Genomic DNA, 13,586 nt, shown 5'->3' on the forward strand with positions numbered 1-13,586 from the left:
GGGAATGCTAACGAAGAAGCAATTTTCAGCCATAGAGATTGCTTGCTTAAGCAGTATCAAACTTTTATAGGATTTTTATGTCTAGACGTTTGCCTAAAGGCCGTAATGCCAGTTCAGTTGCTTTAGAACCAGAAGTTGCGATCGCACTTATCGGACTATTTTCCGGCGCAGCTGATGGTGAAGGTATTTCCTTCTCTGAAGAATACGCTTTGAGTGAAATTCTGGGCGAAATTGCTCAATTTGAAGATTACTCTGAAGAAGACTTTGAAGAATTAGGCCAAAAATTAGTCTCCCTCATAGAGGAAGAAGATGCAGAAGACTTGGTTGCCAAAGCAATTGAATCATTACCCAACAGAGGTTATCGGGAAGCTGCATACATCACCGCTATTTTGGTGGTAGGTATTGACGAAGAAGTACCTGATAGCGAACAAGATTATATTTCTGAGTTGCAAGAAGCCTTGAATATTTCCAACGAACGCGCTCAAGAACTCATCGATGGAGTGTTTGGCGAAGATGAAGACGAAGAAGAATGCGAAGATGACGAAGACGAGGAATAATTTTACTTTGGCCTGAATTTTAAATATTACTAGGTGTGGGTTAGGCGATCGCTAACCCACTTAAAACAAAATTCAACTCCCGTCATCCGCAACCTCAAGGGTGCTTTCTACCATTTTCTCAAAGCCAGATGATCTTTGATTATCTTAGGAAAATAGCCTATTATCCTTCTGCCTTCGCTCTACTTACAACAATCCCCGATAACGAATAAAAATCAAAATCACCGCCCACGAACCAAGGGCGACTTTGACTGCAACTAAGAGATTGAATAGGGGGATAAAACCACCACTAATCAATGCGCCCATCTCCCCGTGTGGTAATTCAACTCCAGACAGATTAATCACCGCCAGAACAATAAAAACTAGTACCGAAATCTTCTCCCATGTAGCAGCTTGCCAACGCTGGTAAATCCCCTGCATCCATTCCGGTGATGAAGTAATCGCCACGAGGCCAATTGCTGTGCCACCCGCTACACCCGCAGCAAAACCACCACCAGGGCTGAGATGCCCGCGAATACCCAGTTCAATACTCACTAACGCGGCAATAGTCGCGCCCAAACGTGCCAACACAATGGATGGTTGATCGGTGAAATTATAAACTGTGCTGGATGGTTTCTCATTTGCCAGGAGAAAATTAGCGCCCATAATGGCGATCGTAAATACCACCACCTCGAAGATAGTGTCATAGAGGCGATTTCGGAAAATAATCCCCGAAACTGCATTGGGTATGCCACTGTCTTGGACAACCGCTTCCACAATCGAGATATCTGGTAAATCTAAGGCAGGATTAGCAATAAACAAAAATTTCCCAAACAGGGCGATTCCGGCGACAATATAGAGCCATTTCATGAATGCTCTCCTAAAACTGGTGTCTTTAAATCTGGTGTATTGGTTGCTGAGGGAATGACATAGCTGAGACTTGTGGTAGGTGATGTAAGTTCAGTTTGGATAATGTCATAAATGCGTCGGATTCTGATGCTGATTTGATATGGTTGCGTTTCATCTTCATAATCTAGAGCATCATGCTTGGCTGGCTCCATACAAATAGCATGAACTTCTTTGTTGCTCAAGGCTTGATGCAGGAGATGTATATCTGTGTAGGGAACTAGCTCAAGGCGCAGATAGTGTTGGCGAAAAATTGAGCGTAAGTTATTGATAAGTTGCTCAAAATGTTGATTTTCATCGTTTTCGAGAATACCAAGCCGCATAACCAAAGATGAACGTACGGCGATCGCATACAGCGTAATCGCCAACATTGTCCCCACCAAGGCCTCGGTTAAAGCCACATCCGCCGCCCCTAAAATTGTATAGATGAATGCAGCGATCGCCCCCAATATTCCCCTCATTACCAAGGCATGGTAGGGATTAGATTGAAAAATCAGCATCGATGCGGCAATGGGTAGCAGAGGAATGATCACATAGATATAGTTATCTGTCATGGCTTTTCTCACTACTAGAACAGTAAGCCAAAACATATCCCAGCATGGTATTCCACATTGCTAAGGAAATAATGGCGAGGATAAGTAGCGGCCATTCGCTGGGTATTTTCAGCAACAATCCAACAACGATACTCATTGAGCCGAGGGTATCTGCTACCGTCAGACCATGTAACTTGAATAATACCGAGCGATCGCCCAATAAGGGAAAAGTCCCCCAAAACCAAAAGAAAATGCCTAAACCAATGCAGAAATAACTCAGTGCGTTGATCATAGTTCACCCTTGCAAAACATCACTCATCCGTTTAATGACTTGGGCTAACAGCATTAGGGCAGCATTTCCCACACTCAGAATAATTACCCCAACCACACCAATCATCCAATCATCACGCAAGACAGAAACCACTAAAATCATGATGGCCGCTTTGGTAGAAATACTGGCAAATGCCAACATTTTTTGCCAAATATCATCCTCCCGCCAAGCCTCATACATGGGGATGAGTAGTGCCAAAATCATGGCAAACAATAGCAGATTCAAAATCATGCCTGTTTCCTCCGTCTTACCCAGTGGACTTCATACCAGCCTGCTTCGTGGTATTTCAAAACAATTGTTTTGGGTGTAAAGGTAATCAAAAAGATATCGAGAAATATCAGTCCCGGAGTGCGGCGTGGTTTAACTTGTTCCAACGTCACATCTTCGTAGTTATGGGGACGGAAAATAATTTCAAAGGCCTCAATATAAGCTTGGGGAACCGCTACGATAATTTCCCATAGCACACGCAGCCAATCTTTTAATTTTCCTGAGACTTTAGGAATACCTGGCAATAAAAGCGCGACGCTGACACCAATAATGATATTTGCCACACTGAAATTAGCAGTTAGCAAAAACCAAATAGTCAGTCGCAATATCACATTTAGATAGGCAACCATGCAAACCCCTTCCAAAACAGCAGCATTAATATTAAACTCATCACACCAATCAGATGTTCAAATTGCTCTAGTACACGCGGTAGTTTAATGACTAAGCGTTTGAAAATTAGCAGGTACGCTAACCAGCCAATGCCAATGGTTGCCAGGGGTTTGATGATATTTTCGACGGTATAAGCCTCGTAATAAGCAATATTGGCCAGAAATAAACCACCAATTAACAGGCTCATAGCTGCCCAGAAACCGAGCTTTGTCTTGCCTTTACCCCCAAACGGCAGAAAGATGAATTTGGCAAAAGATATGGCTGTTCCCAAGGCTGCTATATTCATCGCGATCGCTTGCCAAGGTAACAAATTTTTCGTGGTCAATACCTTCGCCCCAAACCCAGACAACAAGGGAAAGCCGGAAATTGAGAAGCTGGCGATCGCTAAAGCAATCCACACCGCCGTATTGATTGGTTTATTTTGCAGTTCCTTGAAGTTGCGCCTGGGTAAGCTACCTGTAATCAAAAACAGTGCCGATTTCACAAGTCCGTGGGTTAAGGCATAAAAGCCCCCGACAGCTGGTGCAGCCAAAATAAAACCTAACTGGGAAACTGTGTGAAATGCCAGCATCCGCTTAGTATCTTTTTCCAAGACGGCATAAAAGACTCCTAAAAGTGCCGTACCAACTCCAAAGATTCTTACTATGGGGTCAACTTCTGGCACCATCAGCGCACACCGCACCAAGGGATAAACCCCAGCTTTCACCACCACTCCCGATAACATTGCTGAGACTGGTGTTTCTGATTCCGAGTGGGTCAACGGCAACCATAATCCTGATACAAAAATTCCGCCCTTTGTCAATAGTCCCAAAAAAATCAGGGCAAGTGCCTCTGGTGGTGCTTCTCGCAAACCGGCAAAACTAAAGGAATGATCTGCTTGATAAACTAGCACCGCACCTATCAGATAAAACAGCATAGCTACGTTGCTGACAAACAAATAGCGCAAGGCAACCCAAATTGAACGGTCAGTCCGGGGATAAGCAATCAACAGAAACGCCGCAATGCCACTAACTTCTAAGGCTACATATAAACTGATTAAGTCTGAACCAACGAAGGCAGCATTCACACTGCCATGTAAGATGATTGTCTGGGCGTAAAAAAAAGCTGTCTTATTAGTGTCCCAACAATAAAGGACGACGGCTGCTGTTACTAAAGCATTGGTCAAAATAAAGTAGCCGCTTAATTGGTCTACGGTTAAAGTTACGCCAAAATTATCTAGTAACTTCAGATTTATGGGTGGTGTGACAAATAGCTGTAACGCATATCCCGCCGAAACAAAAGCCATCGCCAAAGCGAGATAGCGGTCAAGTTTGGGGAACAGATAAATAACGAACCCAATAAAAAACGGCAGGGCAATCCAGGCGATTGTGATGGTATTCATGGCGTATTGTTTTTCTCGATTTCATTACTTTCTAAAGTTGGGTTATCTCGTGCTAGTTTCATCACACCAACCAGCATCAAGGCTTGAATCGAAAAGCCAATCACGATCGCAGTTAATATCACAGCTTGTGGAACTGGATCGGCGTAAGCACCATGTTTAACATCTGAAATAATTGGCGTAAACAAACCATCTCGTGAAGCAATCAGCACGTAATAGGCAATTACCCCCGTACTCATAACATCCATCGAGATGATTTTCATCACCAGATTCTTTTTCAGGATGATGCCGAAAAATCCGCAAAATATTGTTGCGAGTATACATGCTTCTAACACGATAATTGCCTGTGGTGTGAGAGTTGAATGTAATTGCTTTTATAAAAATTTCCTATATTTAGGTGTAGTCTTAATCAGCGTTTCTTCTAAAAATAAAATACATAGAAGATTTCATTGAAAAATTTTTCAACGTAATGTTTGAAGTAGATAAAATTTTGCCTAAGCCTAAATATTTCCTAAACCGCAGGAGTTTAGGGGCATGATTTTGTTAGCTTCTATGCAATTGTGAATTAAAAATAAAATTCACTTTCAATAAGTATTTTCGCTTATTTCTGGATTTCTTTGTCAGAAATTACCATCTCATTTTTAATAGATAAGCATTGATATATCTCTATATATCAATGCCACATTATTGTATTAATAATATATCAAGAGAAACGCTATTTCTTGGGATTAAATAGTCGATGGTTTAGTACGCTGCTGCTGATAAAAAGCCACAACTTTTCGGACGTAAGCAGCCGTAAAACCACTATTGCAACCGCTATAGTTACCAGTCATCCACCAACAAGCAACACCATTAACTGCCGCAGTTTCATTATTTTTAGTAGCGCGTAACTGTTGATTTAACTCGCGGCGGGTAATGCAAGAAATAATTTGGCGTGCAGTTGCTTGATTATTTTCAAACTGCGTTGGTGACAGTTCTTTTTTCAGACAAAATTTCGACCAAGCTTTGACTGTACCAGGTTGGACTTGCCAATCACTATAAAGTCCATCGTTGATTTTACCTGTTTGGGGTGCAGCCTTTCTTAATGCTTCTACCATTGCAGCCACTTGCGTCTCAGAAACAGGCTGTTGTGCTGTAACCGCTAATGCAGACACTCCAAGGCTAATACTGGCAAGTAAGGTACTCATTAACAATCGCATCAACTTTTTCCTCTTCACTCCAAACTTCAGTGTAAGACCAAGATGTAGGATAGTACATTTTCCGCAACACCAGCATCGATAAGTCAATGTAATAGAAGTAATAAAACTTTTTTTGTCAAGCTTAGTTGACATTTTGTAACAATATTGTTAAATTTATTTACATAAGTTAATAAACAAGGAAAACAACTATGTACACCACCATTAACGAAGATGGCATTTTAAATAACTATGCAACTGAACCTCAGATGTACTACGCCGAGTATCCAGCAATTTGGGAACAACGCCGCTACGCTATCCAAGGTGCAGTTGCAGCAGTGGTTGTAACAGCTTTAGTTTTATTTGCTTTTGCCGTCAGCTAAGATTTTTAACTTCGGTATCGGTATCTCCCATTGATATTTAGACCTTCTCCTTTGACCTCGGTTAGTTTCGCCGGGGTTTTTGCTATTCACTGACAACATTAGGAAAAATCCGATTCAAGTCCAAGACAACATCTTCAAACCCAGGAATGGCGACGGACTGATGTGCCAAAGAAATCTGCTTGCTGAGGTAGTTAAATTTACCTTGAGCATTTTGATAGGGTTGATTGTAACGCTCAAGCTGACGCGCATTTAAATTAACAATCCAATAATGAGAAATTCCAGCTTCTGCGTAGATTTCTAGTTTTGTGGTTTGGTCGTAATCTAAGGTTGTGTCTGAGATTTCAATCACCAAGAAAATATCTTCGGGATAGGGATGATGACTGAGATAATCTTCATCGATTCCGCGGGCGATCGCTACATCTGGTTCTGGTTCACTTTGATTTGGTAAAGTAATTGGATCTTGGCCACGAATAACTGCGCGATCGCCTAGCAATCGATCCAGTTGCCGACATAAAATAGAACTGCAAACTGTATGGGGCGTTCCCTTGGCTACAATTTGGATTAATTCTCCGCGAATTAATTCAATGTGTTCGTTCTCCTGCAAAAACCCCAATTCAATCAGCCGATGATACTCATCAATAGTAAATCGCTTGGTTGTTACAACACTCATGACCAATCACTAATTTTAGTGTTACTTGTACCCTAGCTCAGATTAAACAGACTCAGAACTCAAAGCCGCAAATTGCTGCCAACATAGGTATAAAGCGCGGGGTACATGAAAACATCCCTTCCATTTCCCGCCTTTGAGATTTAATAATACTTCTCCACGCCGATTCAGGTAGCCGAACCACTCCCCATATTCGGGATCTGCAAAGTGCTTCCAGGCGTAATCGTGCATTTTTTCATACCATTCCCAACAGGCTGCACGTTTTGTCAGACGATAACCCATTGCTAATGCAACCAAAGATTCAAGATGTACCCACCACAACTTTTGATCCCATTCCAATTGCTGTGGCGGATGTCCATCGGCATCCATAAAGTAATACAAACCACCGTATTCTTCATCCCAAGCAAAATTCAAGATATTCAGTACCACATCAACAGCTTGGTTAATTGTTTGACTATCATTTTTCCGGCGGGCGATGTCCATAATAAACCACATCGCCTCAATACCATGACCAGGGTTAATCAACCGTCCCTCAAAACAATTGATGTGGGAACAATCGGGGGCGACATTTTCATACATTAATCCCCGTTCTTGGTCAAGGAAATCACTCATCACTTCCTGAACCGTTTTCGCCAAAACACTTTCTAAAGTTTCACTGGGGAGTAACCATTCCATTTCCAGAGTCAGATTAGCTAAAATCATCGGCACAGCCAAGGCTTTCATTGGGCGTGTGCCGGGATAAGTTTTAGTATATTTACCTTTGGGATTATCTTGGCGACGTAATACATTGTTGTAAGCTTGCATTGCCACATCTTGCGCCCATTCTTCACCAGAAGCTAAGGCATATTGGCTAAATGCCATTGCGGCAAAGCAATCAGAAAAAATATTATAAGGCTGTACTAGGGGTTGACCTTCACGGGTTAGGGCAAAATACCAATTTCCTTCGGCATCTCTGCCATGTCGAGAAAGAAATTTAGCGCCATTTCTGGCAATTTCGAGCCATTTTTCGCGTTTTTCCAACTGGTTGCACAGCATCGAAAAAGTCCAGACTTGGCGGTTTTGCAACCAGATAAATTTGTCGGTATCGTAAACTTGGCCTTCTCGATTTAAGCAGGTAAAGTAACCGCCTTGTTCCAAGTCTAAAGAGTGCTTTTCCCAAAATGGGAGTACGTCATTTAGGAGTGCGTTTTTGTAAAGTTCCGCCAATGCTTTGAAGTCGTACTCCATAAATTTCCGCTCTTGTATCAACACCAACAGGGTTAAATTATCTCACGCAAAGGAGTGAGTGGGTTGCGCGGTTTTGCCGACTTGAAGCAACTGCCGCGCAAAGAGTTACGGAAAATTCTCTTGTTTCTTATGCACAATCTGATTGATGTCATACCAATTCTTTATGAGCCTGCATAAAGCTTGAAAGCTTGACGAAAAAGAGCTTCAAGGATGAAATCATAACTTGTCAAAGAGGATACTAACTCATGCCAATTCTGTATGAAGAGGCACAGAATCTTAAGAAACGAACCGCCAAGAATGCCAAGAATCTAGAGTTTCATTTAGTGCAGCTTCACATTAAGTTGGTATAAAGTTATGCTAGAGATAGATTTAAAGATAATTAATAGGTTGGACAGCGCAAATAGTGAACTTGAAGAGCGATGGATCGACGCTTGGAACGATTTATTTGATATTGTTGGGGAGAGATATCAAGTGAGTTGCTTGCTGCCTGACGGATCTGTTGTAGATATTGAAACCTGCAAGGGTTGGTTGCAAGAGTCAGCATATCAAGACTACTGTTTGAAAGTTGAAGAGGGTTGGGTTAGGGGAAAACGCGGCGTTGTGGTTTTTCGTTTCAAAGAAGGTGAATCGCTATAATTTTGAATTAGACTTTAGACTCAGCAGTACCGCAGCCATACAAATTACGCTAAAACTTGATGAGTCTCCACAAAATTAGCCCCAACTGTATGGCGATCGCAACATAACCAGAACTTCCCAGTTAATTCAACGCATTGGGGCGGTGGGAGTTTTCATGAGTAAGACTTCTTGAGTATCCATAACTGTACGGACGCTGTAGTTTTTGACTAATTCCCGGTACACATTCATTGTTTCCTCATGCACTCGTACGGCTTTGAACCGGTCTAAATTTTGTTTGGCGCGGTTTTGCCAATATTGGAGTTGTACAGGATCACCAAGTAATTGCGTTAAAACATTGGCTAAAGATTGACTATCTTTTGGTGGTACTAAAATACCAGCTTGGCGATTATCTAATGTTTCGGGAATGCCGTCTACATCGCTGGCAACAATAGCACAACCAGCTTCACGCGCTTCTGTTAGCACTAAACCAAAAGATTCACAGTAAGAAGCCAGGACAAAAATATCAGTTGCCAGCATATAACGTTGAGGTTCTGGCTGAAAACCTTCAAAATGAATTCGTTGACGTAATTTGGCGCAGGGTATATTTTCTACTATTACTTCAAAAATAGAACGATCTGGGCCGTTTCCTACTAAATATAAGTGTGCTTCGGGAAATTTGGGGGCAATTTTTGTAAATGCTGCGATTAACTCTGCAATGCCTTTACGAGTATACATCCCGGCAACGGTGGTAATGGCTGGGCGATGTAAGGGTAAAGGTTGGTAATCTTGAATGTTGGGATGACGAGGACTACCTAATGTGCCGTTGGCAACTAAGCGTAATTTATTCTCAGGTATACCACGCTTTACCATTGAATCGGATACTGCTTGGCTAACGGCGATGACTCGATCTGCCAATCCCATTAAGACAGCACTGCGTTGAAATTCGTTGTGAACGGTAGATACTAAATGATACTGGTATGCTTGGCGGAGAATACCTGCCAGGACGACACCTGTCATCATGTGTGCATGGACAATATCTGGTTGAAACTGCTGGACAATCTCGCTAAAACGCCAAGCAGCTTTGAGGAGATTGAGTGGTTGTCTAGATTGATCTAATTGGCAGTGTTTGATGTTATGACGTGCTAGTAATGTTTCAAATTCGCCACCAGCAGAAGCAACAGCCACATCATGACCATCTTGAGATTGCAGACAGGCTAAGTCTACGGCTACATTAACAATTCCATTACCAATTTTTTCGACATGATTTGTAATATGTAATATTTTCATAGAATTTTTTCTCTATAGATTTTATTGATAGTAGGAGGTAGACAATAATTAAGATTCAACTTTAAAAAATATTTCATAAGCACCCAAGAAGCGATTGACAAAACCATGAGGTAGACTTGCAAGCTGAGAAGTATAGGCTGCGATCGCCTGATTTTTCTTATCCTGCACTGAGATAATAGAAAAACTGTAAGCTGCGGCTATATCTGATAATTTGAGCATAATAAATAATGGCGCTCTCCAAAATAACCAAATAGGATACTGGAATAGCTCAACTTTGATATCTGCTTGCTTAATTGCTGCTTTCACTAAAGGATATGTCGCCTCATGATCTCGGTGACAGTCTTTTTGATGGGGTACGTAAATTTCCTCTGGCTGATAATGTTTGAGGAGTTCAGATATTTGGGCGATCGCCTCTTGTTTTTCTGCTATCTTTAAATCTTGTAATCCTCCATCTGCTTTCTCTAAAAAATGAATTAATGAAGTTTCTACCCCTAATATATTTAAGGCTTTAATTGCTTCTTGTCTGCGAGTTTGAATAATTTTGTTTCTTGATTCTGTATCTATATTTCCTGAACCTTGACCATTGGTCAGAAACACCACTATTACTGGAATACCTTGCTCACATTTACAAGCAATCATGCCTCCACAACCAAATGTTTCATCATCTTGGTGAGGAGAAAATACAATAGCAGATTTTTGACTAAATGTTAATGGCTGGCTACCTCTAAGCAAAATCCAGCGTACTATGAAACTAGAATGGATATCTTGTATTCGCTCTAACCAAATGCTGGGAATTAGTTTTTGTAATTGTTGTAAATAAGTTTTGATTTGCATATATATTTAATCAAAGAATAAGGGTGTGAATAGATGTATTCAAATATTAATAGGTTGAGTTTTTGCCAATCTGTCAAGATAACAAACTTAAATAATGACTATATCTATTTACTTTTTATTTCTCAGATTTCAGCTTGTTTTTTACATCTGTACATAAAGTTTATTTGGTGATTACAGTAAAATGTATTTAGTATGATAATTCACTTATCGCTTAGATGGAATAACAATATTTATTTATTTGATGAAAAAATCACTATCAATGTAAAGCAAGCCATAGTATTAATAAGCCTGAATTTTTTAGTATCAAGATACGACAATTCACGAAATCATTTATCAACATAGACAACCCCGACTCATAAAAATGATCGGGGTTATAAAAAAATATTTTTGGCGGTATGGATGACTTATAGAGGAATCCGACTTGATTATTGAAATTACTTGTATATGTAGGAAATAGGGAACAGGAAAAGAAGTAACAGAGGTGTACTGAAATTTTTCTCCAAATCAAATATGATTCCTATATATCAAGTCAGTTAATTAGTTGTCATTGCTACTTTATTACAATTGAACTCATGTGGGCAATGCGAAAAAGTTCGTTAAAATCCAATTTTTACGTTGTGGATATTGCCCACCCTACAGTTATTGAGAATAGTACAAAATAGCAGATTAAAAGTTTAACTGTTGAAGCGATACATAATTACTTTACCTTTCCAATCTTCTTCGACAAATACCACATATTCACCATTAGAACGTCGAAAAGCACGGATACCTTGGGGTATATCAATCCAACCACTTTCACCTGCAACTTCTGCGCCTGGTTTTAATGTTTTGACAGTAGCGCCTGTTTTGGCATTGTAAACGTAAACCTCTGCGGTTTTCATTTTCACGGCAAATACATAATCACCAGCAACACTCATCGCAGCGGTGGAAACTTCGCGTTTACCTGTGGTGTCGTGGGGGATGACAACGCGCCAACGGAGTGTGGGATTATTACCTTTACGCCAATTGTCAAAGCGGATAATTTCAGAACCGACAACTCCGCTATCATCACCAACCGCCGGATGATCAACCGTGAAGCCGGATAAATACATCGTATCGGTTTCGGGGAAGTATTCGATGCGGCGGACATCGGTAATTATGCTAGGAGTTTTCTGCTTCTGCATCGAACTATAGCTGTAGATAGGATTACCGTGTTGATCTAATCCTTGGAGGGGGTAATGGCGAATCCCAATTCCATCTTGAGTCCGCAAAGTTTTCCAAATATCACCTTTATTGTCTACCCACCAACCACCTAAGTAGGGATAGTCTTCGCTTTGATCATATTCACCTTGATCAAATTTACCGTTACCGTTGCGATCGCGCCAAATCCATTCTCCTTTATTTGGTTGATAGGGCGGCCAATTTCCGCTGACTGATTTTTCCCCACCGCCATTTGTACCAACAAACATCCCCGCCGGAATCGCAATCTTACCATCCTTAGCTGAGTCAAAACGGTAAATTTGCATAAAGCTGGCATACATATTTGTCATGAACAAAAACCGCTTACCTTGAATGCGGCGAACAAAGGTAGCATCTGGGGAAGTATGTAAACGCGGATCTTGGGGATATTTGAAGGGATTTAAGGTGTAAGCTTTATAAGTCCATTGCTTACCTGATGGCTGGTTGTAGTCCATCAAGAAGTGTTCTTGCTTGGTGAAGACTTCTAAACCATCGGTTTGCGGATCTACATCAGCATTATCCACAAATAATAATCCGTGTAATTGCCATATTGGTTTTCCCGATGCAGAAAACTTGCGTAAGTCTGTACCGGATTTGTTAAAACCATTGCTATTGACATAGATATTCCCGGCGGTATCTGCACCAATTCCGGTAATTCCATATAATTTCAATGGTTGCACTTCTCCAGAAGTCCCAGCATAAACGCCGCCTTTCGTCCCAAAAGTCCCCACCTGCACAGGCTGATTTTTGATGTTGTAAATTAATACTTGCTGACGCTGGCTGTTGTCTGCAACTAAAAGTCTATCTTGATGATCAATTGCGATCGCAGTTGGTTGAGGAATATTAGTAATTTGTTGCGGTAACTGCTTACCTGTGGGGGAATAACGCAAAATCTGGTTTTGATTTTGCAGAATCCAGATATTTGCTTGTTTATCGATAGCGATCGCCCCTGGATTAACTACACTAAAACTACGTAGTTCCTGCATAGTTTCGCTATTGTAGACGCGAATTTTATTAGTTGCTGAATCACTCACATATAACTCATTTCCTCCAGTTGCTAATCCAGTAACTTCACTTTTATTACTGACAATCAACATACTTTTATCCCAACCCCTTCCTCCGTTAAAAGGTGCTGGGTTTCCCGCTAAGTTATAGCGTCGGATAGTATACCAAGTCGTTCCTTCTAGGGGATAATCTTGATCTGTTTTACCAATTGATCCTTGTGCTAAGGCAATATAAATGTACTTATTATTAGCTGTTACCGCCTTACCACCACTACGACTCCAACCGTGAGTATCTTCTACAATCCCAATTACATTACCATCTTTATATATACCAGCTTCTCTACCAGCTTCATCCCAATGACTATTAGTATAAACTGTGCCATTAGGAGCAACATACATTGCTTCAATATTATTTTGTACCCACTTATCGCCACCGCCAAAAGTATTTCCTATCCAAGATGTTTTATAAGTACTTGCAGCTACACCTATAACGCTTGTTTCAGATGTTATATCCAGGGTAAAAGCAATAAATATTACAGTTATCCCCAGTAACATAAAATAAATTGGTTTTAATTTTCGCTTATTTCCTGATTTAAATATTTTTTGGATGTATTGATTAAGTTGTCGATAAATTTGTCTAAACCGCATCTGTCTATTTATTGGCATAATCTATATTTTTAATTAAAATTATTTAGGATGCTTGCATCTAGACAAACATGAAAAATCCACTAGCAAAATAGTTTTGCTTAAAAATTAACTGGCGATAGTTAGTTTTGCGCTGACCCATCTAATCAACACAAATAATTGCACCCTGTTGTATTGCAGATGAATAATTGAC

Annotated in this window: 16 protein-coding genes; 3 read left to right on the forward strand and 13 right to left on the reverse strand. The window is 40.6% G+C overall.

The window, feature by feature from the left end; genetic code table 11:
- Positions 1 to 77 precede the first annotated feature (77 nt).
- Entirely contained in the window at positions 78 to 557 is a 480-nt protein-coding gene (locus tag IQ244_RS13435; RefSeq protein WP_193894762.1) for a tellurite resistance TerB family protein, read from the forward strand.
- A 183-nt stretch (positions 558 to 740) separates the two neighbouring features.
- Here the strand turns inward: IQ244_RS13435 and IQ244_RS13440 are convergent, their stop codons facing one another.
- The 8 genes from IQ244_RS13440 to IQ244_RS13475 form a co-directional block, all read right to left on the reverse strand.
- The gene (locus IQ244_RS13440) at positions 741 to 1,403 is read right to left on the reverse strand and encodes a Na(+)/H(+) antiporter subunit B (RefSeq protein ID WP_193894764.1); all 663 of its coding nucleotides are present in this window, start codon (positions 1,401 to 1,403) and stop codon (positions 741 to 743) included.
- Entirely contained in the window at positions 1,400 to 1,993 is a 594-nt protein-coding gene (locus IQ244_RS13445) for a DUF4040 domain-containing protein (RefSeq protein WP_193894766.1), read from the reverse strand. Before IQ244_RS13445 ends, IQ244_RS13440 begins: the two co-directional genes overlap by 4 nt.
- Positions 1,983 to 2,264, reverse strand: coding sequence for a monovalent cation/H(+) antiporter subunit G (locus tag IQ244_RS13450; RefSeq protein WP_193894768.1), 282 nt, complete (start codon positions 2,262 to 2,264; stop codon positions 1,983 to 1,985). Before IQ244_RS13450 ends, IQ244_RS13445 begins: the two co-directional genes overlap by 11 nt.
- A 3-nt stretch (positions 2,265 to 2,267) precedes the next feature.
- Entirely contained in the window at positions 2,268 to 2,534 is a 267-nt protein-coding gene (locus IQ244_RS13455) for a hypothetical protein (RefSeq protein ID WP_193894770.1), read from the reverse strand.
- Positions 2,531 to 2,920 carry a Na+/H+ antiporter subunit E gene (locus tag IQ244_RS13460; protein ID WP_193894772.1) on the reverse strand — a complete coding sequence of 130 codons (390 nt, stop codon included), beginning with the start codon at positions 2,918 to 2,920 and terminating at the stop codon, positions 2,531 to 2,533. Before IQ244_RS13460 ends, IQ244_RS13455 begins: the two co-directional genes overlap by 4 nt.
- Complete coding sequence (locus tag IQ244_RS13465; RefSeq protein WP_193894774.1) at positions 2,905 to 4,341, reverse strand: cation:proton antiporter; 1,437 nt, start codon at positions 4,339 to 4,341, stop codon at positions 2,905 to 2,907. The genes IQ244_RS13460 and IQ244_RS13465 overlap by 16 nt, the downstream gene beginning before the upstream one ends.
- Positions 4,338 to 4,673 carry a cation:proton antiporter subunit C gene (locus tag IQ244_RS13470; RefSeq protein WP_193894776.1) on the reverse strand — a complete coding sequence of 112 codons (336 nt, stop codon included), beginning with the start codon at positions 4,671 to 4,673 and terminating at the stop codon, positions 4,338 to 4,340. Before IQ244_RS13470 ends, IQ244_RS13465 begins: the two co-directional genes overlap by 4 nt.
- A gap of 393 nt (positions 4,674 to 5,066) precedes the next feature.
- Positions 5,067 to 5,525, reverse strand: coding sequence for a hypothetical protein (locus IQ244_RS13475; protein ID WP_416209775.1), 459 nt, complete (start codon positions 5,523 to 5,525; stop codon positions 5,067 to 5,069).
- A 200-nt stretch (positions 5,526 to 5,725) separates the two neighbouring features.
- Here IQ244_RS13475 and psb34 point away from each other — a divergent pair, with 200 nt between their 5' ends.
- Positions 5,726 to 5,896 carry a photosystem II assembly protein Psb34 gene (psb34, locus tag IQ244_RS13480; protein WP_193894780.1) on the forward strand — a complete coding sequence of 57 codons (171 nt, stop codon included), beginning with the start codon at positions 5,726 to 5,728 and terminating at the stop codon, positions 5,894 to 5,896.
- Positions 5,897 to 5,978: 82 nt separating this feature from the next.
- Here psb34 and IQ244_RS13485 read toward each other — a convergent pair whose 3' ends face one another.
- Positions 5,979 to 6,566 (reverse strand): Uma2 family endonuclease, encoded by a 588-nt coding sequence (locus IQ244_RS13485; RefSeq protein WP_193894782.1) that lies wholly within the window; start codon positions 6,564 to 6,566, stop codon positions 5,979 to 5,981.
- A gap of 42 nt (positions 6,567 to 6,608) precedes the next feature.
- Positions 6,609 to 7,790 (reverse strand): AGE family epimerase/isomerase, encoded by a 1,182-nt coding sequence (locus IQ244_RS13490; protein WP_193894784.1) that lies wholly within the window; start codon positions 7,788 to 7,790, stop codon positions 6,609 to 6,611.
- 354 nt (positions 7,791 to 8,144) lie between these two features.
- On the opposite strand from IQ244_RS13490, the gene IQ244_RS13495 reads away from it, so the two are divergent.
- Complete coding sequence (locus IQ244_RS13495) at positions 8,145 to 8,426, forward strand: hypothetical protein (RefSeq protein ID WP_193894785.1); 282 nt, start codon at positions 8,145 to 8,147, stop codon at positions 8,424 to 8,426.
- A gap of 126 nt (positions 8,427 to 8,552) precedes the next feature.
- Here the strand turns inward: IQ244_RS13495 and IQ244_RS13500 are convergent, their stop codons facing one another.
- The 3 genes from IQ244_RS13500 to IQ244_RS13510 all read right to left on the reverse strand — a co-directional run bounded on the left by IQ244_RS13500 (position 8,553) and on the right by IQ244_RS13510 (position 13,414).
- Entirely contained in the window at positions 8,553 to 9,692 is a 1,140-nt protein-coding gene (locus IQ244_RS13500) for a glycosyltransferase family 4 protein (RefSeq protein WP_193894787.1), read from the reverse strand.
- A 48-nt stretch (positions 9,693 to 9,740) separates the two neighbouring features.
- Positions 9,741 to 10,526: a PIG-L deacetylase family protein gene (locus IQ244_RS13505; protein ID WP_193894790.1), complete on the reverse strand. Its 786-nt coding sequence runs from the start codon at positions 10,524 to 10,526 to the stop codon at positions 9,741 to 9,743.
- Between the two features lie 674 nt (positions 10,527 to 11,200).
- A complete protein-coding gene (locus tag IQ244_RS13510) occupies positions 11,201 to 13,414 on the reverse strand; it encodes a hypothetical protein (RefSeq protein WP_193894792.1) in 2,214 nt (737 codons plus the stop codon).
- Positions 13,415 to 13,586: the final 172 nt, after the last annotated feature.

This window comes from Nostoc sp. LEGE 06077, assembly GCF_015207705.1.
Classification (GTDB): Bacteria; Cyanobacteriota; Cyanobacteriia; order Cyanobacteriales; family Nostocaceae; genus Nostoc_B.